At 61.0% G+C, this 21,857-nt stretch carries 17 protein-coding genes; 1 reads left to right on the top strand and 16 read right to left on the bottom strand.

Annotated elements, in window-relative coordinates:
* Positions 1–2: 2 nt before the first annotated feature.
* The 6 genes from BLW70_RS22450 to BLW70_RS22425 are packed head-to-tail and all read right to left on the bottom strand — an operon-like array spanning position 3 to position 6,877.
* Entirely contained in the window at positions 3–377 is a 375-nt protein-coding gene (locus BLW70_RS22450) for a RidA family protein (protein ID WP_074877697.1), read from the bottom strand.
* A 32-nt stretch (positions 378–409) separates the two neighbouring features.
* Positions 410–1,102, bottom strand: a complete 693-nt coding sequence (locus BLW70_RS22445) for a DUF3726 domain-containing protein (protein ID WP_074877696.1) — start codon at positions 1,100–1,102, stop codon at positions 410–412.
* A 2-nt stretch (positions 1,103–1,104) separates the two neighbouring features.
* Entirely contained in the window at positions 1,105–2,799 is a 1,695-nt protein-coding gene (locus BLW70_RS22440) for a hypothetical protein (RefSeq protein ID WP_074877695.1), read from the bottom strand.
* 26 nt (positions 2,800–2,825) lie between these two features.
* Positions 2,826–4,376, bottom strand: coding sequence for a BCCT family transporter (locus BLW70_RS22435; protein ID WP_074877693.1), 1,551 nt, complete (start codon positions 4,374–4,376; stop codon positions 2,826–2,828).
* Positions 4,377–4,434: 58 nt separating this feature from the next.
* A complete protein-coding gene (locus tag BLW70_RS22430) occupies positions 4,435–5,421 on the bottom strand; it encodes a dipeptidase (RefSeq protein ID WP_074877691.1) in 987 nt (328 codons plus the stop codon).
* Between the two features lie 13 nt (positions 5,422–5,434).
* The gene (locus BLW70_RS22425; RefSeq protein ID WP_074877689.1) at positions 5,435–6,877 is read right to left on the bottom strand and encodes an aldehyde dehydrogenase family protein; all 1,443 of its coding nucleotides are present in this window, start codon (positions 6,875–6,877) and stop codon (positions 5,435–5,437) included.
* A 92-nt stretch (positions 6,878–6,969) separates the two neighbouring features.
* Between BLW70_RS22425 and BLW70_RS22420 the strand changes: the two genes are divergently transcribed.
* Positions 6,970–7,869 (top strand): LysR family transcriptional regulator, encoded by a 900-nt coding sequence (locus BLW70_RS22420; RefSeq protein ID WP_074877688.1) that lies wholly within the window; start codon positions 6,970–6,972, stop codon positions 7,867–7,869.
* Positions 7,870–8,037: 168 nt separating this feature from the next.
* Here the strand turns inward: BLW70_RS22420 and phaC are convergent, their stop codons facing one another.
* The 10 genes from phaC to BLW70_RS22370 form a co-directional block, all read right to left on the bottom strand.
* On the bottom strand, positions 8,038–9,714 hold the full coding sequence (gene phaC, locus BLW70_RS22415; RefSeq protein WP_074877686.1) for a class II poly(R)-hydroxyalkanoic acid synthase: 1,677 nt from the start codon (positions 9,712–9,714) through the stop codon (positions 8,038–8,040).
* A 284-nt stretch (positions 9,715–9,998) separates the two neighbouring features.
* Positions 9,999–11,132 (bottom strand): aminotransferase class V-fold PLP-dependent enzyme, encoded by a 1,134-nt coding sequence (locus BLW70_RS22410; protein WP_074877684.1) that lies wholly within the window; start codon positions 11,130–11,132, stop codon positions 9,999–10,001.
* Between the two features lie 250 nt (positions 11,133–11,382).
* Positions 11,383–13,653 carry a TonB-dependent receptor gene (locus BLW70_RS22405; RefSeq protein WP_074877682.1) on the bottom strand — a complete coding sequence of 757 codons (2,271 nt, stop codon included), beginning with the start codon at positions 13,651–13,653 and terminating at the stop codon, positions 11,383–11,385.
* 154 nt (positions 13,654–13,807) lie between these two features.
* On the bottom strand, positions 13,808–14,800 hold the full coding sequence (locus BLW70_RS22400; RefSeq protein WP_074877680.1) for a siderophore ABC transporter substrate-binding protein: 993 nt from the start codon (positions 14,798–14,800) through the stop codon (positions 13,808–13,810).
* Complete coding sequence (locus BLW70_RS22395) at positions 14,797–15,579, bottom strand: iron ABC transporter ATP-binding protein (RefSeq protein ID WP_074877678.1); 783 nt, start codon at positions 15,577–15,579, stop codon at positions 14,797–14,799. Before BLW70_RS22395 ends, BLW70_RS22400 begins: the two co-directional genes overlap by 4 nt.
* A complete protein-coding gene (locus BLW70_RS22390; RefSeq protein WP_074877671.1) occupies positions 15,576–16,523 on the bottom strand; it encodes an iron chelate uptake ABC transporter family permease subunit in 948 nt (315 codons plus the stop codon). Before BLW70_RS22390 ends, BLW70_RS22395 begins: the two co-directional genes overlap by 4 nt.
* Positions 16,520–17,464, bottom strand: coding sequence for an ABC transporter permease (locus tag BLW70_RS22385; protein ID WP_074877668.1), 945 nt, complete (start codon positions 17,462–17,464; stop codon positions 16,520–16,522). Before BLW70_RS22385 ends, BLW70_RS22390 begins: the two co-directional genes overlap by 4 nt.
* Positions 17,461–19,230 (bottom strand): ABC transporter ATP-binding protein, encoded by a 1,770-nt coding sequence (locus BLW70_RS22380; protein ID WP_074877666.1) that lies wholly within the window; start codon positions 19,228–19,230, stop codon positions 17,461–17,463. The genes BLW70_RS22385 and BLW70_RS22380 overlap by 4 nt, the downstream gene beginning before the upstream one ends.
* Positions 19,224–21,026 carry an ABC transporter ATP-binding protein gene (locus tag BLW70_RS22375; protein WP_074877664.1) on the bottom strand — a complete coding sequence of 601 codons (1,803 nt, stop codon included), beginning with the start codon at positions 21,024–21,026 and terminating at the stop codon, positions 19,224–19,226. The genes BLW70_RS22380 and BLW70_RS22375 overlap by 7 nt, the downstream gene beginning before the upstream one ends.
* A 127-nt stretch (positions 21,027–21,153) precedes the next feature.
* Positions 21,154–21,672 (bottom strand): sigma-70 family RNA polymerase sigma factor, encoded by a 519-nt coding sequence (locus BLW70_RS22370; RefSeq protein WP_074877662.1) that lies wholly within the window; start codon positions 21,670–21,672, stop codon positions 21,154–21,156.
* Between the last annotated feature and the right edge of the window lie 185 nt (positions 21,673–21,857).

The following is a 21,857-nucleotide window of genomic DNA, read 5'->3' as shown; positions in this document are numbered from 1 at the left end:
GCTCACTGCAAACAGGCGTACACCACCATCTCAACCAGCATCTCCTCGCGTGCCAGCCCCGCCACCACAATGGCCGCGCGATTGGGGTAGGGCGCCTGGAAATACTGCGCATAGGCTGCGTTGACGGTGGCCAGGTAGCTGCGGTCGGTGACGTAGATCAACACCTGAGTCACCGCATCCAGCGAGGTGCCCGCCGCCTCCAGGGTATGGCGCAGGTTGGCAAGGGTCTGATGCGCCTGGGCCTCAATGCCGCCGGCAACCACTTGGCCTCTGGCGTCGATGGGGATCTGGGCGGTGTAGAGGGTGCCGTTGCCGACGACTGCCCATTCAAGCGGGGCTTTAGACGCGAATAGGTCGGTCTTGATCGCATATTTCATTGGGATGTTCCTGAATATGAAGGGACGGGTTTTCAATCGGCATCGCTGCCGCCACCTGCGCCATGGCGGCGCGAGGCTTCGGTACTTTCGACCAGTATCTGTTCGGCCAACTGCTTAAGCCGTTGCCAGGTGGCCTCGCCGACGGTAAGGCCCTGGGTAAGTGCAGCTTGCGCGCAGACCTGATGACGCGCAGGCACTGCCGGGCGACTGAAGGTTACGGTGATGCTTTGCTCCACATCCCTGGCGCAAGGTCGCTCGTCGACGTGCAATTCAGGGCGGCTGTTGCCGGCGCGGAAGGAGGCGATGCGAACCTGGCGGGCATCGCCCCAGCGCGCCTGGATGTCCATTCCTTGCTCTGCGGCCTGGCCCAGGTAACCGAGCAGTAGCAGTCGGTTGTGGCAATGATGAATCCGCAACACGGCCTGGCCGCTGCTCAGCGCTTTGCTCAGCGCCAGCTCCACCGCGGTCGCCGCGCAGCGCAGCACGCTCTGGCCCTTGGCATCGATGACCAGCAGGGCGCTGTCTTCGTAGCGCAAGGCAAAGGGTTGATCCGCTTCGCTCTGCAGATAGTCCAAGGCTTTTTCCAGCTCACCGACGCCGTCCAGCCCTTGCAGTTGCAGCCAGCCAACCATGTCGGCGGCATCCTCGCAGTCGCCGGCGGCGAAGCCCATGCCTTCGAAGGCCTTGCGGCACATCACCTGAAGTTCGTTGAGGGATACGCGCATTGTCACTGATCTCCGTTGGGCATGACCGCAAAGTTCCAGTCGTCGGCGAACGGCTGACCAATTTCGCCCACCAGCGGTGCGCCCTGGAACAGGGTAATGCGCACCCATCGGCTGGACTTGGGGTCGAATTTGCCCGCGCCGAAGAAAGCCAGTTTGCAGCGCAACAAATGGATGGGCAGCATGTCGCGGGCCAGCAGGTTGGCGCGGATCTCGCCATAGGCGCACTCAGCCATGCCCTGCAAGCGCCGGATCGTGCCCTTGAACGCCGGATGGGCAATCAGAAAGTGCGCGGTCAACTCATCGGGATGTGCGCCCAGGTGGTCGAGCAGTGCGCAATGGCAGCGCTGGATGTTGCGTGCGATGCCCAGTTGCATCTCCTTGTCGGCGCCCGGTTCTTCAGTACGCATGCCCAGGCGGGGCTCTTCCTTTTCGGCAGAGCGATACCAGAAGAAATGTTCGGCATCGGCGTTGCTGAAGTCGTAGGCCAGGGCCCAGGCATAGTGGTGTTCAATAAGCTCGCATAGCTGCGCCAAGGGCATTTGCGCATCCAGGCGCCAGCCTTCGACGACGCCCATCTGCTCAGCCAGCGGCGTCACGTGCTCGGGATACAGTTCCAGCAAAAGGCTGACCAACAGCTCTTGGCAGCCGATGCTCGCGTGCGCTTCGCTCCAAGCCAGCAAGCGTGACCAGAGATCGTCGCTGCAGGGCTGGCAGTTGAGCCATGTGGCCAATGTGGTGAGGTCAGCCAGGGTCTGTCGGTCTTGCTCGTGCTGGCGAAAGTCTTCCGTCTGGGTTTGCTGCACGTGCAGGTGTGCGCGATGCAGGAGTTCATGCAAACGCTGCAAGCGGACCGGGTCCGCCGGTTGTGTCAGGACCCGGGCCAAAGCGGTTTCCCGCGCCAGGATCCACTGGTCGATCAGTTGCGGATGATTGAGCAGGAAGGGTGCCATGCCTAGCCCGGTAGCGTTGCCGACGCCCAGATAACGCTGCAGATTCACGTCGAGTTTCGTTGCGCGCTGTGGATTGCGCACCTTTGCCATGTGCTCGATCTGTTCGATGCTGAAATGGCGCAACAGGTACACCGTGAACATCTGCGCGCTGAACGGCTGATTGAAGTCAGCGTTGTCCTGCAGGCAACCGAAGTCGGCGATGCCGAACTTGCCATTGCCGTAGACGGCGGTGGTGCGGTAAAGGTAGCCGACGTCGGCCAACTGGCGTGGGTCCGGCTGATTGCCTTCAGCCAGTGCCACGAGGAAGCGTTCGAAATTGCGCAGGCTGCGGTTGGCGCGGGACAGTACCAGCACCCGCGCATCGAAGCGGCCGGCTTCCTGTAACGGGACGTTGTGTTGCAGATCGCGCAGTTGCGCCTCGTCGACGTCTCCGGCTACCAGTACGAAACAGACGTCCCATTGATCGGCGATCACCCGGTCGCTGCGTTTCTCCGGCGGCAGGTAGGCCGATAAGATCACGCAATGGTAGTGCGCGGTCGGCGTGTCTATACGGTAGATGACGGTGCCGAAGCCTTCGTCGTCCAGATCGAACCGGCTACGCTGAATCCGCCACTGCTGGTTCATCATCCGGCGCATGCTGCTGCGCACGAAGCTCAATGGGCTCTGGAAGTGGCTGCCCAGCCGAGCCAGGTCCATGACCTGGCTGGCGGGGCGCAGCGTCGGCGCTGCAAACGGGGAGTCGGACATTGTTATTGTTCCTGGATGCATCATGTTCAAAGACCTTGCTCGCGGGCCATGTGCCGGGCAATGCGTACTGAATCCCACAGAGCCGGCAGGATCACCAGTGACACTGGCACCGCGGTGATGACAATGAAGGACTGTAGGGCTGTCACGCCGCCGGCACCGATGGTGATCAGCACCACCGCCGCGAGACCCATGCCGATGGCCCAGAAACCACATAGCCACTTCTTCGGCTTGTCGGTGCTGGACATCGCCAGCGCCACGGTAAAGGCCATGGCATCGCCGTTGGTCGCCACCGATATGAAGCTCAGAAACAGGAACAGTGCGCTGATCAGGCCACCGAGCGGCAGGTTCTGAGTCACGCCCAACAGCAAATCTTCAGGCTGGGTGCCATGGGCCGTCACAATTGCGGGTGACTGCAGCTCCAGGCCGATGCCGGTGCCGCCGACTACCGTGAACCAGAACATGGTCACCAGCGGGGCGATGATCGATAACGTCATGATGATCTCGCGAATAGTGCGACCCCGTGAGATCCGTGCGACGTATAGCGCGACCATGGGTGCATAACCGATGAACCAGCCCCAGTAGAACACTGTCCACCAATCCAGCCACTTGGGATCGGCACGGAACATCGTCAGCGGGATGAACTGTTCCACGTGCAAGGCAAAGGCCGACGGGAAGCCGCCGAGGATAAACAGCGTCGGCCCGAACACCACCATGAACACGGCCAGCCCCAGCATCAGCCAGACATTGATCTCGCTGACGAAGCGGATGCCCTTGAGCCCGACCAGGCATGACGTGGTGTACATCAGGGTGACCAGGACGATGGTGATCGACTGGGTTACGATCCCATTGGGCACGCCCCACGCCGCGTGCATCGCGCTGCTGATCTGCAGGCCGAGGAATCCGATCGGACCGATGGTGCCGGCGACCACGGCGATGATTGAGGTGGCGTCAGCGAAGATGCCAATCGGACCCTTCAAGGCGCGTTCACCAAACAGCGGGTAAAGCAGGGTTCGCGGTGCCAGTGGCAAGCCCTTGTCGTAGTGCAAGTGCATCAGCACGATCGCCAGCAAACTGCCGAGCACCGCCCAAGCCAGGAAACCCCAGTGTATGAAGGCCTGCGCCAATGCGGCAGTAGCCGCCGCTTCAGTGTGCGGCTGCACGCCGGCAAAGAACGGTGGTGGGCTGGCAAAGTGCATCAGCGGTTCAGCGGCCGCCCAGAAAGCGCCGCCGCCGGCGAGCAATGCGCACATAATCACGGCAATCCAGTTGAAGGTGCTGATGTCCGGACGCTGCTCGATACCTCCAAGGCGTACGCGCCCGCATTTCGAAAAACCGATGCCCAGGCTGACCACGAAGGTCGAGAACATCAGCACCTGCCAATACAGGCCGAAGGCCTTGGTCGACCAGGCGAATAGGGTGTTGACCAGTGCCGACACCGCGTCGATATCGACCAGTGCCGCGATTAGGAATGCCCCTAAGAACCCGCCACTGATCAGGAACAGGGGCCAGTCGATGTCTCGGGCGATTGGCAGGCTCACGGCCTCGCCGTCAGCCTGTAGGGTGCTTGGATTTTTCATGAAAGCCTCCGGAACCTGCGATTGTTTTTATTGTTCATGCTGTCCGTGCAGGGATGGTTCAGGTCTGCGCCGTGGTGGCGGTTTCCAGCAGGCGCAACCAATTCATTCCCATAATCTTGCTTACATCGTCTTCGGCAAATCCGCGGGCACGCAGGCCCTTGGCGATGTTGGGGAAGTCGCGGCTATCGCGGAACCATTGCAGCGGAGTCGGCCAGTTGGCGTTGTCCTTGGAACCTTCGCCATAGTCCTTCTCTTTGCTCCAGCGCCCGTTGCGCATCCATTCGAGTACTGACAACGGTTGCGACTGGCACAGGTCGGTGCCGATGCCGATATGATCGACGCCCATCAGGTCGGCGGTACGGGCAACCATGTCGCAGAAGCTCTCCAGGCGGCAGGCCGAAGCACCCTTGAGGTGAAAGGGATAGGTGCTGAAGCCCAGCAACCCGCCGGATTCGGCGATGCCGCGCAATACGGCATCGGACTTGTTGCGCTTGGCCGCATGGAAGCTCGATGGGTTGGCGTGGGAGATGATCACCGGCCGGGTCGACAATTCGATGGCCTCCAGGGTGCTGCGCTCAGCACTGTGTGACATGTCGATCAGCATGCCGACCCGGTTCATCTCGGCGATGACCTGGCGGCCGAAGCGGCTGATGCCGTTGTCTGCATGTTCATAGCAACCACTGGCGAGCAGGCTTTGGTTGTTGTAGGTGAGCTGCATGACGAATACGCCCAGTTGGCGAAAGATTTCCACCAGGTCAATGTCGTCCTCGATCGGCGAGCAGTTCTGGAAACCGAAGAACACACCCACTCGACCTTCCTCGTGGGCCAGGCGGATATCGCTGGCCGAGCGCACCGGGCGGATCAGCTCGGGCCAGGTTTCGAAGCGACGGTTCCATTCGCCCAGGCGGGAGAGGGTTTCACGCGCGTTCTCGTGGTAGGCGATGGTGGCATGTACTGCGCTCAAGCCGCCGGCCTGCATCTGCTGGAATATTTCCGGGCTCCAGTTGGAGTATTGCAGGCCGTCGATCATTAGAAGGTTGTGCATGGCGGGTTCTCCATCAAGGCCGGACGTAAGTGGTCTTGACCACGGTGTAAAAGTCGCGGGCGTATTGCCCTTGTTCACGTGGCCCGAAGCTTGAGGCTTTACGGCCGCCGAACGGAACGTGGTAATCGGTGCCGGCGGTGGGCAGATTGACCATCACGCAGCCCGTTTGGGCGCGGCGCTTGAATTCGCTGGCATGGCGCAGCGATTGGGTGATGATCCCGGCAGTGAGGCCGTACTCGGTGTCATTGAGGGTCGCCAGGGCTTCCTCGAAATCGCGTACACGGATGACGCAGGCGATCGGCCCGAACACTTCTTCGCGGTTGATGCGCATGTCATTGCGACTGTGGATGAACAACGCCGGACGCATGAAGAAGCCGTCGGTGTCCAGATGCAGGCGCTCGCCGCCTTCGACCAGTGTGGCGCCTTCGGCCTGGGCCAGGCGCAGGTATTCCAGGTTCTGTTCCAGTTGCCGTGCCTCGGCGACCGGTCCGATCTGCACGCCGGCTTCCAGGGCATGGCCGACCTTGAGCTGGCGCATGCGCCCGCGCAGCGCTTCGACAAAGCGGTCGTGGATACCCTCGCAAACAATCAGCCGCGAGGACGCCGTGCATTTTTGTCCGGTGCCAAAGAACGCACCGTTCAGGGCGCATTCCACGGCCACATCGAGGTCGGCATCGTCCATGACCACCAGGGCATTCTTGCTGCCCATCTCCAGTTGGCAACGCACCAGATTGCCGGCTGTGGCGACCGCGACACGACGACCGGTAGCCAGCGAACCGGTAAAGGTCAAGGCGTCGATGTCAGCTGACTGCACCAGCGTCTCGCCGACGCTTGCGCCGCTGCCCATGACCAGGTTGAACGTGCCATGGGGCAGGGCCTGGCGACTGATAATCTCGGTCAATGCCCAGGCACTCGCTGGCACCAGGTTGGCTGGTTTGAACACCACCGCATTACCGAAAGCCAAAGCCGGGGCGATCTTCCAGGCAGCGGTGGCCATGGGGAAATTCCAAGGGGTGATGATGCCCACCACACCTACCGGCTCGCGGTGTACTTCGATATCGATACCGGGGCGTACGGACGCGGCGGTCTCGCCCATCTGGCGCAACACCTCGGCGGCGTAGTAGTGGAAGAACTGGCCGCTGCGATTAACTTCGCCGATACCCTCGGCCAGTGGCTTGCCTTCTTCACGGGAGAGCAGTTGGCCGAGTTCTTCCTTGCGGGCGATCAGTTCGTCGCCGATGGCCATCAGTATCAGCTGTCGAGCTTCCAGGCCAGTGGCCGCCCACTGCGGCTGCGCGCTGCGGGCGGCCTGGATGGCCAGGTGGGTCTGTTCGACGCTGGCCTGGTGGTATTCACCGATCAAGTCGTGGCTGTCTGATGGATTGTGGTTGCTCAGCGTGGTGTGACCTTTGCACCACTGTCCATCGATGTAGTTTTTGTAGGGCGTGAGTGACATGAGGAGCCTCCATTTGCGTGGCTCTCATCTTGCGAGCAATATGGGGCAAATAAAAATTAATAATAAATATGATTTGATAAGGATTACTAACCATGCTGCCCGAACTGAAAATCGCCCAGTTGCGCTACTTTCTCTTGGTGGCCGAGCTCAAGAGTTTCCATGCTGCCGCCCGTCAGGCCTACCGCACACAGCCGGCAATGTCCCTGGCTGTGCGCGAGTTGGAGCAGAAGCTGGGCCAGGCACTGATCGAAAAGGGCGGCGGTCGGGTAGAACTGACACCTTTCGGCGAACATTGCCTGCCGCTGTTCCGCGGCCTGATCGATCAGCACGACCGCATCGCCCGCGAGGTCACTCTGTTGGTTCAGCATGAGATCGGCCAGGTCAGCATCGCCACCGTGCCTTCGGTGGCCAGCCGTTTGTTGCCCGGTCCCTTGGCGCGCTTCGTGGTCGAGCACCCGAACGTGCAGATCAGCATCCAGGACGGCACCGCTGACAGCGTCCAGCAACTGTTGGCCCAAGGGCAGGTGGACTTCGCCATCAGCAGCGTATGGCTGGCCGACGAGCAGATCGAGTTTTCACCGATCCTCAACGATCAGGTGGGTGTGGTGTGCCGCGCCGACCACCCGTTAGTGCACGTGGAAGGCGCGTTGCATTGGTCCCAGCTGCAAGGCGTGCCCATGATCCGTAACGGCACCTCACGACTTTTGGAAGGCACCGATGCCGAATGCTTGTTGGAGCACAGTCGGTTATTTATCTCCAACATGATTTCCCTTATCGCCATGCTGGAGGAGGGCGTCGGGATCAGCACCTTGCCGTATCTGGCGTTTCCACAGGAGAACAACAAGCTTGCGTTTCTGCCCTTGACTGAGCCAAAGGTCGAACGCCAGATTGGCATGCTCACCCGTAAAGGGCGAAGCCTGTCGCCAGCGGCGGGAGCGCTGATGAAGTTTTTGAAGGCGAATACGGCGCCTTGGGGGCCACAGTTATCCTAATGGCCTTCACTGCAACTATCGGTTGCAAGCGGACACCACATTGGGCGAACTGCACGGGTGTAAATAGTCCAACAGGCTGCTTTTGGCCCGTTTTCTGCCTGTGTCGATCGGATGAAAACAAGTCATAACAGCCTGTCTGTAACGGGCATCCATTGGGTGCCAACAGGCTCAGCGCATGTGCACGTAGGTTCCCGGCGCAGCCTCGGCAGCTGCATAGGCTCGGTTGCCCAGTCTACGCGGAGCTTTTTTGTGATCACCCGAGCGTGTCTGCAGCCATTCCAGCCAGTGGGGCCACCAGGAGCCGGCCTGTTGACTGGCGGCGTCCATCCATTCCTGAGCCTCGTCCGGCAGATGACTGCCGGTCATGAAGCGTGCCTTGGGGTTGCCCGGCGGGTTGAGGATGCTCTGGATATGCCCGCTGTTGGACACCACGAACTCGCCCTGGCCGCCAAACAGATGCATGGAGCGGTAGCAGGCGTCCCACGGGGTGATGTGGTCGCTCAGGCCGGCGATGCAGTAGAAGTCACTGGTGACCTGGCCGAGGTCTATCGATGTGCCGCAAACTTCCAGCGCACCGGCGCGGGCGAACGGATTGCTCTGGTACATATCGATGAATTCGCCGTGCAGCGTGGCGGGCAGGTTGGTGGTGTCGTTGTTCCAGTAGAGGACATCGAAGGCCGGCGGCTCGTTGCCGAGCAGGTAGTTGTTGATCCAGTAACTCCAGATGAGGTCATTAGGGCGCATCCAGGCGAAGACCTTGGCCAGCTCGCGGCCCTCCAGCACGCCCGCTTTCCAGGAACGACGCTTGGCTGCCTTGAGGGTCTTTTCGTCGGCGAACAGCCCGAGCTGGGTGTCGGGTTGTATGTCCAGCATACTGACACCCAGGGTAAAGGCATTGATCTTGTTCTCGTCCAGGGCGGCGTAGTGACCCAGCAGCGAGGACAGGGTGCAGCCCCCGGAACAGGCACCGAAGGTGTTCAGGTCGGCGCTGCCGGTTATCGCAAGCACCGCGTCGATTGCTTCCTTCAAGGCTTCCACGTAGCTGGACAAACCCCATTCACGCTGTGCCTTGCCCGGATTGCGCCAACTGATCGCGAAGGTCTGGATACCGCTGTCGAGGAGAAAACGGATCAGGCTCTTCTCCGGCGTCAGGTCAAACAGGTAGAACTTGTTGATTTGCGGCGGTACCACCAACAACGGACGCACTTGCACCTGCGCGGTACGGGGCTTGTACTGGATCAACTCCAGCACGTCATTGCGAAACACCACTGCACCTTCAGTGATGCCCAGATTGTGGCCCACCTCGAACGCCGTCTTGTCCACCTGGCTGGGCATGCCGCCGTTTTTGATCAGATCCCGGGTCAGCTGCGAGAAACCATCGAGGATGCTCTTTCCACCGGTTTCAAAGAAACGTTTGAGCGCTACCGGGTTGGCCAGGGTGTTGGTCGGCGCCATGGCATCGGTCAGCAGGCCGATGACAAACTGACCACGCTGAGCGTCCTGTTCGCTGAGGTTGCTGGTGCTGATCCAGTCGTTCATCTCCTGGCACCAGGCCAGATAAGTCTTCAGGTAGCGACGGTAGAGCGGGTTGCGCTGCCAGGCCAATTCGTCGAAGCGCTTGTCGCCCGCCGCCGGCTTGAGCGGCGAGCGGTTGAGCAAGACATTTTTCAGCTCGATACCGAATGCAGCCATGTGCCGCGCGCTATGCACCGGCTGCTTCAACACCTGTCGAAGGACCATGCGGGCGGTGCCGAGCAGGTCGCGCGCGCGAGGACTGACCGCCGGATTCAGGTTCAACGTGTGCGTTGCAGCTAGCTGGGACAAATCTTTATTTTTCTTGTTCATTGCGCCACTCCGGTAAGGCCCAAAAGACGGGCACTTTGCGGTTATAGGGCTACGAGCAAGTCGTGCATTGGGAAAATGCAGGGCTTGCCACGCAGATCTTGAGGAGCAGCTTATAGACGGGGGAGCGGTGGACATTACATTTGGCGACAACGCCTTTTCACTTCATGACAATCCCGTGACCTTTGATCCGCGATTGTGCGGCGAATATGACGCTTATCGCCCGGACGTGATGTTACAACCAGCCCTCCCGGAATTCACAAGTTCGATGCGGGCAAGATGAGGGCTTAGTTAACCATCACCTCGTCCAGTGCCTGCTCAAGGGTGCTGACCGTGCGCTCGATGTTGTGCAGCTTTTCGAGTCCGAACAGACCGATGCGGAAGGTCTGGAAGTCGGCCGGCTCGTCGCATTGCAACGGCACTCCGGCGGCGATCTGTAGGCCGTGGTTGGCAAATTTCTTACCGTTCTTGATGTCGGCATCATCGGTGTAGCTCACCACTACGCCAGGAGCCTGAAAGCCGGCTGCGGCCACGCTTTTGATGCCTTTGCCGGCCAACATTGCGCGCACCCGATCGCCCAGAGCCTGTTGGTCGCCGCGGACCTTGTCGAAACCGTAGGCTTGCGTCTCTTTCATCACGTCATTAAATCGCGCGAGGGAATCGCTGGGCATGGTCGCATGGTAGGCATGTCCGCCCTGTTCGTAGGCCTGCATGATCTGTAACCATTTTTTCAGGTCGCAGGCGAAACTGCTGCTTTGCGTCTGTTCGATGCGCTCGAGAGCCAGAGAACTGAGCATCACCAGGGCGCAGCAAGGGGAGGCGCTCCAGCCTTTCTGCGGTGCGCTGATCAGCAGGTCGACTGCGCATTTCTGCATATCGACCCAAAGCGTGCCTGAGGCGATGCAGTCCAGGACGAACAGACCACCCACCGCATGCACGGCGTCGCCGACGGCTCGCAGGTACTCGTCGGGCAGGAGAATCCCTGACGAGGTTTCAACGTGGGGGGCGAAGACAATCTGCGGCTTCTGCGCCTGAATGGCTGCCAGCACTTCGTCCAGAGGGGGTGGGGCGTAGGCAGCCTGACGACCCGTGTCGACCGGTCGGGCTTTCAGCACCGTGGTGGCCGCCGGGATGTTGCCCATCTCAAGGATCTGGCTCCAGCGATAACTGAACCAGCCGTTGCGTATCACCAGGCATTGCTGGTCGGTGGCAAACTGTCGCGCCACCGCTTCCATGCCGAATGTGCCGCTGCCCGGCACCACCGCAACAGCCTGGGCGTTGTAGACCTGTTTCAGGGTTTTGGAAATGTTCTTCATCACGTCTTGAAATGACTGTGACATGTGGTTGAGCGAGCGGTCGGTGTAGACCACTGAATACTCGACCAGCCCCTCGGGATCGACACTGGGATATAGCTTTGACATGGGGTGACTCCTTTGACAGAGATCTCAGTGGTATCGACCCTGCCCTAAGCCTTGGCAAATGACAAGATTGCTGGGGATTGAATGGCGACTTCTTTCGAGCGGCTGGCATCATCAGGTAGGTTAATTGGCTGGCCTGTGGGCGTCGTGTGGGTTAATTCAAGGGTCGCTAAACGCGCAGACCTGAGCCGTCGCCACCAGGTGCTCCGGCTGACGCGGAACAGCACGGCAAGGCGTGCTGTTCCCCCGTCACCTAGAAGTCCACGGATGCAGAAAGCTGCACGGTGCGAGGGGCGCCAAGCCCCAGCGTGGTCAATAGCGGCATGCCCCAGTAATCCTTGTTCGTCACGTTGTTCACTGTGCCGCGCAATGTCACGGGATGGCTGGCGACCCGCATCGCGTAACGGGCGCCGACGTCATAGATGGTGTAGCCCGGAATGGATTTGGAGTTGTCGGCATTGATGTACTGCTTCGACACGGAGGTCGCGTTGGCAGTAAGGGTCAAACCATCCAGGATCGGGGTGTCCCACTCGACTCCCAGCTTGCCTTGCAGCTTCGGCTGACCGGTGGCGAGCTTGCCTTCGTTGACGCCGCCGGCAGTCTTGGTGACCTTGGGGTCGACACGGGCAACACCGCCCATGAGGCGTACATCGGTTACCGGCGTGCCGAAGAAGCTCCACTCGACCCCACGGTTACGTTGCTCGCCGCCAAAGGAAAAGACGTTGGTGGCGGGGTCGGTATAGCTGTTGGGACGCTCGATCTGGTACAGGCTGAGGGTGTGGGCGAAATCACCCAGGTCAAGTTTTACCCCGACCTCTTTCTGCTTGGACTTGTAAGGCGCGAACACTTCGCCGGCGTTCGCTGCGGTCAGCGGCGCAGTGGCACCTTTACTCAGGCCTTCGATGTAGTTGGCATAAAGCGACACTTCATCGGTCACCTTGAGCAGCACCGCCGCGGCGGGTGTCGTGGCGCCCTCGTCATAACGCGAGGTGTGCGCGCCGGTAGTGACGCTGAACGTGTCGGTCAATACTTGCTGGCGACGAACACCGAGGGTGATCTGCAGCCGCTCATCGAGGAACGATAAGGTATCTGCAAAACCGTAGCTGGTCAGGCTCGACTCGGTGTGCAGCAGGGCAGGCCAGCTCTCCGGCGCCTCCGGCCCCCAAACCGGGTTATAGATGTTGGTAATCCAGTTCGCACCTGGCACCGAGCGACGGCCATAGTCTTTTTCCTCGTCGGAATAGTGCGTGGCGTTGATCGACCACTGGTGACCGATGCCGAAGGTGTCCATTTTCCCTCTAAGCCCGGTCTCGCCAGAAGTCTTCTTCAGGTCGATCTTCAGCTGGCCCATGGTGGTGGTGAAGTCACCGGCAGTATTGATCACCTGGGAAGAGATGGTGCCGTTGTAGGTGTAGTCGGTCTTGCTGGTGCCTGCCGCCGCATAGGCCGTGATGTTGTCGTTGAGATCGTATTCGCCCCGTACGATCACGCCTTTGTCCTTGGTCTCGACGTAGCCCCAGTCAGGGTTGAGCAGGGTGTCGGATTTAGGCGGCTTGGGGACCGGTACACCCGCGGCAAGGCCTACACCCCGGTTCTGGCCGTTGACGCGATCTTCACTCTGATAGAGGTCGACCGACAGGCGCGTCCGCTCACCATTCCAATCCAGGCCCAGGGAGTTGAGCTGGACTTTCATTTGCTGGTGCTCGGTCGCGGTATCGCCGTCGCGGTAGACGCTATTGAAGCGCACGCCGAACTGCTGCGCCTCACCGAAGCGGCGGCCGACATCCAAATGCCCGCCAATCTGTGCATCCGACATGTAGGTCGTGGTCAACCGTGTCAGCGGCTCGGCGCCTGCGCGTTTGGGTACCAGGTTGATGGTGCCGGCGACCGAACCTCCCGGCGGCATGCCATTGAGCAGGGCGGAGGGGCCCTTGAGCACTTCGATGCGCTCGTACATTTCGGGGGAGATTCGATAGTAGGGCGCCATGCCATACAGCCCGCCGAAGCTCACGTCGCTGATATTGGAGGTGAAACCGCGAATGGAGTAGTTCTCGCTGTGGGTCCCGGTCAATCCGTTGCTGAACACCGCAGGGTCGGTGGCGGCGATCACATCGGTGATGTTCTGGGCCTGGACGTCCTCGATGTACTTTTCGGTGTAGCTGATGGTGCTGAACGGGGTCTCCATGAAGTCCTTGTTGCCCAGCAAGCCGACGCGGCCGCCCGAGGCAACCTGGCCGCCGGCATAGACGGGAGGCAATGCGCCGGGGGCATCCAGCTTGCCTTCGATCATGGTTTCGGACAGCTCCAGTGTTCCGCCGCCTGAACCCTGTTGCTGCACCTTTTCAGCCGGTTCAGTCGCGTCGGCCTGTTCGTTGGATTGAGCAGCGGCCACCGTCATGCTTGCACTGCCCAAGCTGAGCAGCAGGGCCATGTGTACAGCGATGAAGGTGCGGTTGAATTCAAATGGCGACGCAGCGTGTGTTGGCGGGGGGCTGACGTGCTGTGTTTTACAGCGTTGCGACATGCTGGATTCCTTTCAATGCACAGAAAAGTGAAGAGTGTTCATAAAGGTCTCCGGCTCAGAAAGAAAAACCCTCAATAAAAATCATTAGCATTTACAAAAAAGGCCAGTGCTTTGATGGCACTGGCCCGGGGGGTAGCTGTGGAGCGAGGCGAGCTCAGCCCTTGTAGGCTTGCATCACCTCATCAGCCATGCGGTTCAGGCAGGTGACACTCGCAGTGCATAGGTACCAGGTTTGCGCATCGACGAAGATCACCCGGCCGTTGTTCCAGGCTTTGGTCTTGCGCAACAACGGGTTGTCCAGGCTGTCGAGTGTGAGCGCCGGGCGTCGTTCCATGACGGCGGTGCGGTCGATGACGTAGAGAATGTCCGGGTCGGCCTGCTGGATGAACTCGTTGGAGATCGGCTGGCCGTGCAACCCGGCGGCGGTGTCGCTGCTGGCTGACTTCACGCCGAGGGTGTCGAAAATGAAACCATAGCGCGACTGGACGCCATAGGAGGTGAACGCGCCGTTGTTGTGCAGCACGATCAAGGCCTTCTCCGGACGACCTTCAGTGACCTTGCGCGTCTGCTCGACCTTGCTTTGCATTTCGGCGACTTTCTGGCTGGCCAGCTCTTCCTTGCCGAAGATGCGCCCAAGCTGCGTCAGGTGATTCTTGGCGGTCTCGATGTAGTTGCCGTTCTTGTTGCTCAGGTCCACATCGTCGTAAACGGTTGGCGCGATCTGGCTCAGTTCCGCATAGCTCTGCGCCTGCAAGGGCGAAATGAGGATCAGGTCGGGTTTCAGTGCGTGCAGCCGTTCGAGGTTGGGCTGGATAGTCGTGCCGACATCGGCGACAGCGGGGTCGTCGCGGTATTTTGTGAGGAAATCGGCCACATAATCCTTGGCCATTCCCACCACCGGCGCGCCGAGCTGGTCGAGGCTATCGAGTTCGCTCATGTCGAACGCCACCACACGCTGCGGCAGTCTGTTGATTTCGGTGATGCCTAACGGGTGCTTCAGCGTAATCGGTTGGTAGGCGGTTGCGGACGCTGCTTCAGGTGGCGTCACGTTGGCTTCGGGCTGGGGTTTGTCGCAGCCTTGCAGGGCAGCGGTCACGGCCATGGCCAGCAGCGCGCGAGTGAGCTTGTTGCGGTAACCAGCATTCATATCAGTTCCCTTGAGGTCGATGGGTTGAAGTAGTTGCAGACGAACCCCGGCCCGCCGCGCAGGATCTCGAAGTCGAGGTCGAACAGTTCGCGCAGGCAGTCTTCGTTGACCACCTCTGCAACGGGGCCACTGCGGTGCACGGTGCCGCGTTTCATCGCGACGATGTGATCCGAGTAGTTGGCGGCGAAGTTGATGTCGTGGACCACCAGGATCACGGTGCGGCCTTGTTCATCGCACAGGCGACGCAAGGCACGCATGATCATCACGGCATGTTTCATGTCGAGATTGTTCAGTGGTTCGTCCAGGAGCAGGTAGTCGGTCTGCTGGGCGATCGTCATGGCCAGAAACGCCATTTGCCGCTGCCCGCCACTGAGTTCATCGATATAGGCGTGGCGCAGCTTCTGCAGCGACAGAAAGCAGATGGCGTCATCAACGGCCTTGTGGTCCGCGCTGGTCATGTTGCCCCGGCTGTAAGGGAAGCGACCGAATGCCACCAGTTCATCTACGGTGAGGCGCAGATTGAACTCGGGGGCCTGGCGCAGCGTGGCCACGCGTTTGGCGTAGTCGCGCACCGGGATCGTGCCAATGTCGCGCCCGTCGATACTCAGTTCGCCACCTGATGCAGCCTGCAGGCGGGCTATCAGCATCAGCAGGGTCGTCTTGCCGGCGCCGTTGGGGCCGATCAGCGAGGTTATCTGCCCGGACGGAAAGCGGACGCTGACATCGGTCAGCACCGGTTTGTTGCCGTAAGCCTTGTAAACGTGGCTGAGGGAGATCATGCGGTGCCCCGTGTGCGAGCCATCAGCGTGAGGAAATACACGCCGCAGACCAGGTTGATGAGGATGCTGACGGAGGTGTTGTAGTTGAACAGTTGCTCGACCAGGTGCTGGGCAATGATGAAGAGGCCGATCGCAATCGCGCTGGCGATCGGCAGCGTCACCCGGTGGCGGTTGGTGCGGGCGAGGCCATAGCTGATGTTGGCGACAAAAACGCCCATGAACGCGGTCGGCCCGACCAGGCTGGTGGACAGGGCTACCAGGATGGCAATCAGCGCCAGAAGCAGGCGCACGCTGGTCAGGTAGTCGATCCCGAGCGAAAGCGCCTGGTCACGCCCCAGCGCCAGCACATCGAGGGTCGGCAGCAAGCGCTGGATGGCCAGGCACACGGCAATCGCCAGCAGGCCTGAATACAACACCTGGGCGGGTTGTGCCTTGTTGAACGAGGTGTAGTTGAAGCCCTGCAGGATCGAGAATTCGCCAGGGCTGATTTTCAGTTGTATGAATTGCGTGAAGGTGGACATCACCATGCTCAGCACCAACCCGAGCAAGAGCAACAGGTAGACATTGTTGCGTCCGTCGCGCAGCAGCCAATGGTGAATCAGCCAGGAATAGCCGAGCATCAACGCTATCGACATCGCGACATTGGCATCGCGCCCCAGCAGCACCAGGCTTTGCGAGCCCAGCAGGAGGATCAACAACGCCTGGAACAGCAGATAGATGGCCTCATACCCCATGATGGCCGGCGTCAGGATGCGGTTACCGGCGATGGTCTGGAAAATTACCGAGGAATAGGCGATGCACAGGCCGGCGATGACCATCGCTGCGAGCCGGGTGAGGCGCTTGGGGATGATGTACTCGAAGTCCAGGCCCGAGCCCAACAGCAGGAATCCTGACGCCAGGAGCAGGACCAGCAGCCAGACGCCGTAACGGATGAAAGTGCTCATCGGTATTGCCTGATCAAAAGGATGAGGAAAAGAACGCCGCCCACACTGCCTGCGGTCAGGCCGATGGGGACCTCGAAGGGGTAGATCAGCAGGCGCCCGAGGATGTCGCAGGCGAGCAGTAGCGAAGCGCCGCACAAGGCCACGATGGGCAGGGTGCGCGCCAGGTTCTCGCCGTAGTGCAATGCCACCAGGTTAGGGATGACCAGGCCAACAAACGGAATGGCCCCCACGGTAATCACCGTGGCCGACACGGTGACAGCCACCAGCATCAGACCCAAGGTGGCGTTGGCCGTGTAGTTCAAGCCCAGACTGCTGGCCATGCCTTCACCCATGCCGAGCACGGTGAAACGCTGGGCAAAGAGGTAGGTAAGCAGGACGATCGGCAGGATCAGGTAGATGATCTCGTAGTTGCCCTGAACGATCTTGGAGAAGTCTCCCAATAGCCAGCCTTGCATGCTTTGCAGAAAGTTGTGGCGGTAGGCGTAGAACTCGGCAACCGCGCTGAGCACGCTGCCATACATCAGCCCCACCACCGGCACCAGCACGGTGTTCTTGAAGCGGATGCGGCGGATGATCGTCACATACAGCAGGCTGGCGACGAAACAGAAGGCCAGCGCGAACAGCATCTTGCCAGTGGTGCCCACTGACGGCAGCGTGGTGAGGGCGATCAGGATGCCCAGTTTCGCGGCATCCAGCCCTCCGGAAGTGGCCGGCTCGACAAAGCGATTGCGCACGATCTGCTGCAGGATCACCCCGCACACCGCCAAGCCGACACCCGTGAGCACCAGCGCGGCCAAGCGTGGCAAGCGGCTGGCGGTGAGGGTCAGCCAAGCGTCGCCGGAGAAACTGAACAAGGAAAGCCAGGATACTTGCTTGACCCCTATCACCAGCGACAGGCAACAGAGCACGGCGAACAGGCCCAACAAAGCTGCACGGTTCAAATACTGGCCTCACTCACGGGCTCGGCTGCAATCCGCCAGCCCTTCGCGGCGCGGCGTTGAGCGAGGAAGTGGGCGTACAGGCCGGGCGTTTCGCTCAGCTGAGCGGGTGAGCCTTGCTGGCAGATGCTGCCGTTGTCCAGTACCACGACCTGGTCGGCCATCGCCACCGTCGACAGCTGATGGGCGATCACAATCACCGTGCGCTTACCGTGCAAGCGCGCCAGGGTGTCGGTGATCGCTGCCTGGTTTTCGGCGTCGAGTGCGGCAGTGGCTTCGTCGACCAGGAGGATCGGTGCATCCTTGATCAGCGCCCGGGCGATGGAGATGCGCTGGCGTTCGCCTCCCGACAGGCGTGCGCCACCCTCGCCAACGGACGTATCCAGCCCTTTTGGCAGGCGCTCGATGATTTCCATGACACCGGCGGCCCGTGCCGCCTCCATGACTTCGGCCTCTGTGGCGTCGGCTTTGCCGATACGGATGTTGTCGGCAATGGTGCCCTGGAACAGGTATGCATCCTGGAAGATCTGGCTGATCTGCGCCGACAACTGCGCATTGGACAGTTGCCGCACGTCCACGCCGCCAATCAGTACAGCGCCTTGGGTGACGTCGAAGAACCGGGCAATCAGCCTTACGAGGGTGGTCTTGCCCGAGCCGGAAGCTCCCACGAGGGCAACCATGCTGCCGGGCAAGATCCGCAGATTGATGTTTTGCAGTACATCCGGTTGCTGTTCGGCATAGCGAAAGCTCACTGCCTGCAAGTCCACACTGCCATCGCCCGGCGCCCGTTTGCCTGGCGCCTGCGGCAATGGCTCGACTGCGAGCAACTCGCGCACTACCGCCAACTGGCTTCGTGCGCTGCGTAATACCTCGCTGTAGCTGGCCACCTCCAACAGCGGGTCGATAAAGCGGCTGATCAGCAGCAGCGCCAACACCACCGATACCAGCGAAGCCGGGGGCAGGGCGCTGCCCGACAGGTCGCCGAGCCACAGCGCGGCGGCGACCAGCAGTACGGCGAAAACCACCTGGACAGCCCAGCTGTTGACCACCACCGACATGGCGGAGACATGAATCAGGTGCCGGGTCGACTGTTGCTGGCGGGCAATGGCCTGTTCGAGAAAGTGGATGCCGCCGTCTTCACCGTTGAACGCGCGTAGCACCGATTGCGCCTGGGCGAACTCGACCATGCGCTGGCTGGCTTGCGCAGTGTGCGTGTGGTAGCGATCATCGGCGTTCTGGCCCAGGCGTGCTGTCAGGACGAATACGCCGAACAGGAACGGCAGGGCCAGCAGGGCGATCAAGCCCATCTGCAGGTTCAGCGTGAACAGTGCCGCGATGACCACAAGCGGGGTGATGACGCCGCTGATCAATGGAGTAAAGACGTGAGCCGGCAACTGCGCCAGGGCCATCATGCCTTGCGAGGTCACATGGCTCAGGCGCGCGGTATTGTGTGCGTTGAACCAGCCGACGGGCAGTTGCGCGATGTGGTCGCCAAGCCGGTGGCGGCCACGCTGGAGCACAGCGACGCCAACCCGAATGCCGGCTTTCTCCACCGTGCGTCGAAGCGCCCAGCACAGCACTACACCGACCAGCAACACCAGCAACCACTGTTTGCTGGTGTGAAGTTCGTTGTTCAGCAAGCTGCCGAGCACCGGCAGCACGCTGACGATGCTCAGCCCGCAGACCAGGCCGTACAGCACGGTCAGGCAGAGGTAACGCAACAGGATCGATGTGTCGTCACCTAGCAGTTGAGTAAAGGTTTTCAGCATGGCGACTGCGCCTCTTCCGTGGGCTGTTGGTAGCCACCCAGCGCCCACAGGCGGGCATAGTGGCCATTGCGCGCGAGCAATTGCTGGTGGTTGCCTTGTTCGCGGATGCGTGCGTTGTCCAGCACGATGATCTGATCGGCGTGCATCACCGTATCCAGACGGTGGGCGATGACCAGCACGGTCCTGCCCCGGGCGAAGCGCGACAGTGCGTGCTGGATCTGTACCTCGTTTTCGGCATCGGCAGACGCGGTGGCTTCGTCGAGCACTAGCACGGGTGGGTCGAGCAGCACCGCACGGGCAATGCTCACGCGCTGCAGCTCGCCACCGGAAAGCTGCGCATCTTCGCCGATGACCGAGGCGTAGCCTCGCGGCAAGGCCAGGATGCGCTCATGGATATTGGCGGTGCGCGCGGCGTGCTCGATTTCCTGCTGGCTGGCAGACGGGCGGCCCAGGGCGATATTGTCGCGCAGGCTGGCGTGGATCAGCCGGACGTCCTGGAGTACAAAGCCGATGTGGCGATACAGGCGGCTGCTGTCGATCTGGCGCAGGTCTGCTCCGCCAATACTGATGCGGCCGGCGCTCGGGTCGAAGAAGCGCAGCAGCAACCGCGCCAGCGTCGATTTGCCTGCCCCCGAGGCGCCGACAATGGCGGTGACCGTCCCAGGCTTGAGGCTGAAGTTAATGTCATCGAGTACCGGGGTGTCGCCGTCGTAGCTGTAGCTCAGGTGCTCGACGCGAATCTCGGCCTTTGCGTCCAGCTCCATCGGGCCGCCCATCAGGGTCTCAAGGACTGGCGTGTGCAATAGAGCGTGCACGCGCTGCGCGGCGCCGGTGGCGTTGTGCAAGTCATGCATGACGTAGCTGAGCAGCAGCAGCGGGGCGCACATGCCCGGCGCCACCAGGGCAAAGGGCAGTATGTCGGTGGGGTGGATCCAGCCCAGGCTGGTGAACAGGGTGCCGAACGCCAGGACCACCCCCAGCACCGCCACCGGCGTGAGCATGGCATGGGCATTGGCGATGGCACTGACCAGTGGCCGGGTGAAATCGGTGAACGCCGCGGCAAATGTGTCCACCGCCTCGCGGTAGCTGCCGTGCGCCTTGCCCTCGATGCCAAAGGCCTTGACCACAGGAATGCCATTGATGAATTCGACCACGGCATTGTTGATGCGCGTCATCCCCGCACCAAACGCTTGCATGTTTTCGCCGCTGGCCTTGGTGGCCCTGAAGAAGAACAGCAAGAACAAGGGGAAGGGCAGCAGCGAAACCAGCGCCATGCGCCAGTCCATGACAAGCATGTACAGCACCGAGACAACGACCGCGCCCAGGGTTCGGCCAAGGGTGGTGTAGAAGTGCGCAGTCAGGCTGTGCAAGGTGTTGATGTCATCTTGCATGGCCTGCTTGACCTCGCCCGAGGCTCTGCTGGTAAACCAGCCCAGCGGTACCTTGGCCAGGCGCCGGGTGATCGCCAGGCGCAAATGGCGGGTGATGCTGTTGTCTGCCAGGTGGGCAAGCATTTCGCCCAGCGAGACCAGGCTCATGCCGACGAACAGGCAGGCCAGGCTGATGCCCGCCACCTGCCAGATCTGTGCCTGGATCTGCGCGTCGGTGCCGCTGGCCTCCGGTGTCAGCAGCAGTTGTGCGACATGGGCGATTCCCGCCAGGGGCACCAAGCTCAGCATCGTGCCGAAGGCGGCGAGGGTGCCGGCGATCAGCAGGCGACCGCGAATCGGTTGCAATACCTCAGCCACGGTGCCGGCTGATGTGGGGGGGGACGTGCTTACATCTTCAACGCTCATTGAATCTCCTGAATTACCACGACAGGCAACCTGGGGGTGTGCCTGATGTCCTTAGCGTCCGGGCGTTCTACGCTGTGCGTACTGTGTATTCCGAACGTCCCGGCAAAATCCTCAATCCCGTGTGGTGTCACGCACCGTGCACGGAAGCGAATGGGGTGCAGGCGCGCACGCCTGAAGAGATGTACTTCTCGACGGACGACACCGATACCTTCAGTTCAGTCGCGATAGCGCGATGGCCCATGCCGTTCAATTTGTACAGCAGCAGTGCCTGGCGGGCCTTGGCGGGCTGGGCGTGCAGGGCGGCATCGATCTGCGCCAGTGCTTCGAGCATCAAGGAACGCGCTTCTTCGGAGGGGGCCAGCGGTTCGCACAGCTGCTTGAGGCCTTCGAGATGCCCAGCTTCAAGCTGGCGCCGGCGATAGAGGTCGATCACCAGACCCTTGGCAATCTGAGTCAGGTAGCAGCGGGACACTTCTGCAGCGGGAACACTGCCGCGCTTCAAAAGCCTGAGGTAGACGTCTTGAGCGAGGTCGGCGGCGTCGAAGGAGTTGCCCAGCATGCGCCGCAGCAGGTTATGCAGCCAATGGTGATGCTCAAGATACAGTCGCCCAAGTTGCTGCTTGAGCGCGAACGTTCCGTTGTCCACGACTTCTCCGATATCGGCATCAGTGCAATTTTGACTAATGCGAATAGTTATGATTAGTATTGGCAGCATACAGGCGTTTCTGCACCCCGTGCAATGCACCTGCTCGCACCTCACTCCGACGCTCAGAACACCTGGGCGTTACCACCAGACCGAGGATGGGTCTGTCGGCACTCGCGGCCGTGTCT

The organism is Pseudomonas frederiksbergensis, assembly GCF_900105495.1.
Taxonomy (GTDB): Bacteria; Pseudomonadota; Gammaproteobacteria; order Pseudomonadales; family Pseudomonadaceae; genus Aquipseudomonas; species Aquipseudomonas frederiksbergensis.
Note: the sequence above shows the minus strand (reverse complement) of the source record. Positions and strands in the feature narration are given on the sequence as shown.

Coding starts and splice junctions, on each gene's coding strand:
- BLW70_RS22445 (WP_074877696.1), bottom strand. CDS start 1,102: ATGCGCGTATCCCTCAACGAACTTCAGGTGATGTGCCGCAAGGCCTTC.
- BLW70_RS22430 (WP_074877691.1), bottom strand. CDS start 5,421: ATGCACAACCTTCTAATGATCGACGGCCTGCAATACTCCAACTGGAGC.
- BLW70_RS22425 (WP_074877689.1), bottom strand. CDS start 6,877: ATGTCACTCACGCCCTACAAAAACTACATCGATGGACAGTGGTGCAAA.
- BLW70_RS22410 (WP_074877684.1), bottom strand. CDS start 11,132: ATGTCAAAGCTATATCCCAGTGTCGATCCCGAGGGGCTGGTCGAGTAT.
- BLW70_RS22390 (WP_074877671.1), bottom strand. CDS start 16,523: ATGAGCACTTTCATCCGTTACGGCGTCTGGCTGCTGGTCCTGCTCCTG.
- BLW70_RS22440 (WP_074877695.1), bottom strand. CDS start 2,799: ATGTCCGACTCCCCGTTTGCAGCGCCGACGCTGCGCCCCGCCAGCCAG.
- BLW70_RS22395 (WP_074877678.1), bottom strand. CDS start 15,579: ATGATCTCCCTCAGCCACGTTTACAAGGCTTACGGCAACAAACCGGTG.
- phaC (WP_074877686.1), bottom strand. CDS start 9,714: ATGAACAAGAAAAATAAAGATTTGTCCCAGCTAGCTGCAACGCACACG.
- BLW70_RS22435 (WP_074877693.1), bottom strand. CDS start 4,376: ATGAAAAATCCAAGCACCCTACAGGCTGACGGCGAGGCCGTGAGCCTG.
- BLW70_RS22400 (WP_074877680.1), bottom strand. CDS start 14,800: ATGAATGCTGGTTACCGCAACAAGCTCACTCGCGCGCTGCTGGCCATG.
- BLW70_RS22375 (WP_074877664.1), bottom strand. CDS start 21,026: ATGAGCGTTGAAGATGTAAGCACGTCCCCCCCCACATCAGCCGGCACC.
- BLW70_RS22405 (WP_074877682.1), bottom strand. CDS start 13,653: ATGTCGCAACGCTGTAAAACACAGCACGTCAGCCCCCCGCCAACACAC.
- BLW70_RS22380 (WP_074877666.1), bottom strand. CDS start 19,230: ATGCTGAAAACCTTTACTCAACTGCTAGGTGACGACACATCGATCCTG.
- BLW70_RS22450 (WP_074877697.1), bottom strand. CDS start 377: ATGAAATATGCGATCAAGACCGACCTATTCGCGTCTAAAGCCCCGCTT.
- BLW70_RS22420 (WP_074877688.1), top strand. CDS start 6,970: ATGCTGCCCGAACTGAAAATCGCCCAGTTGCGCTACTTTCTCTTGGTG.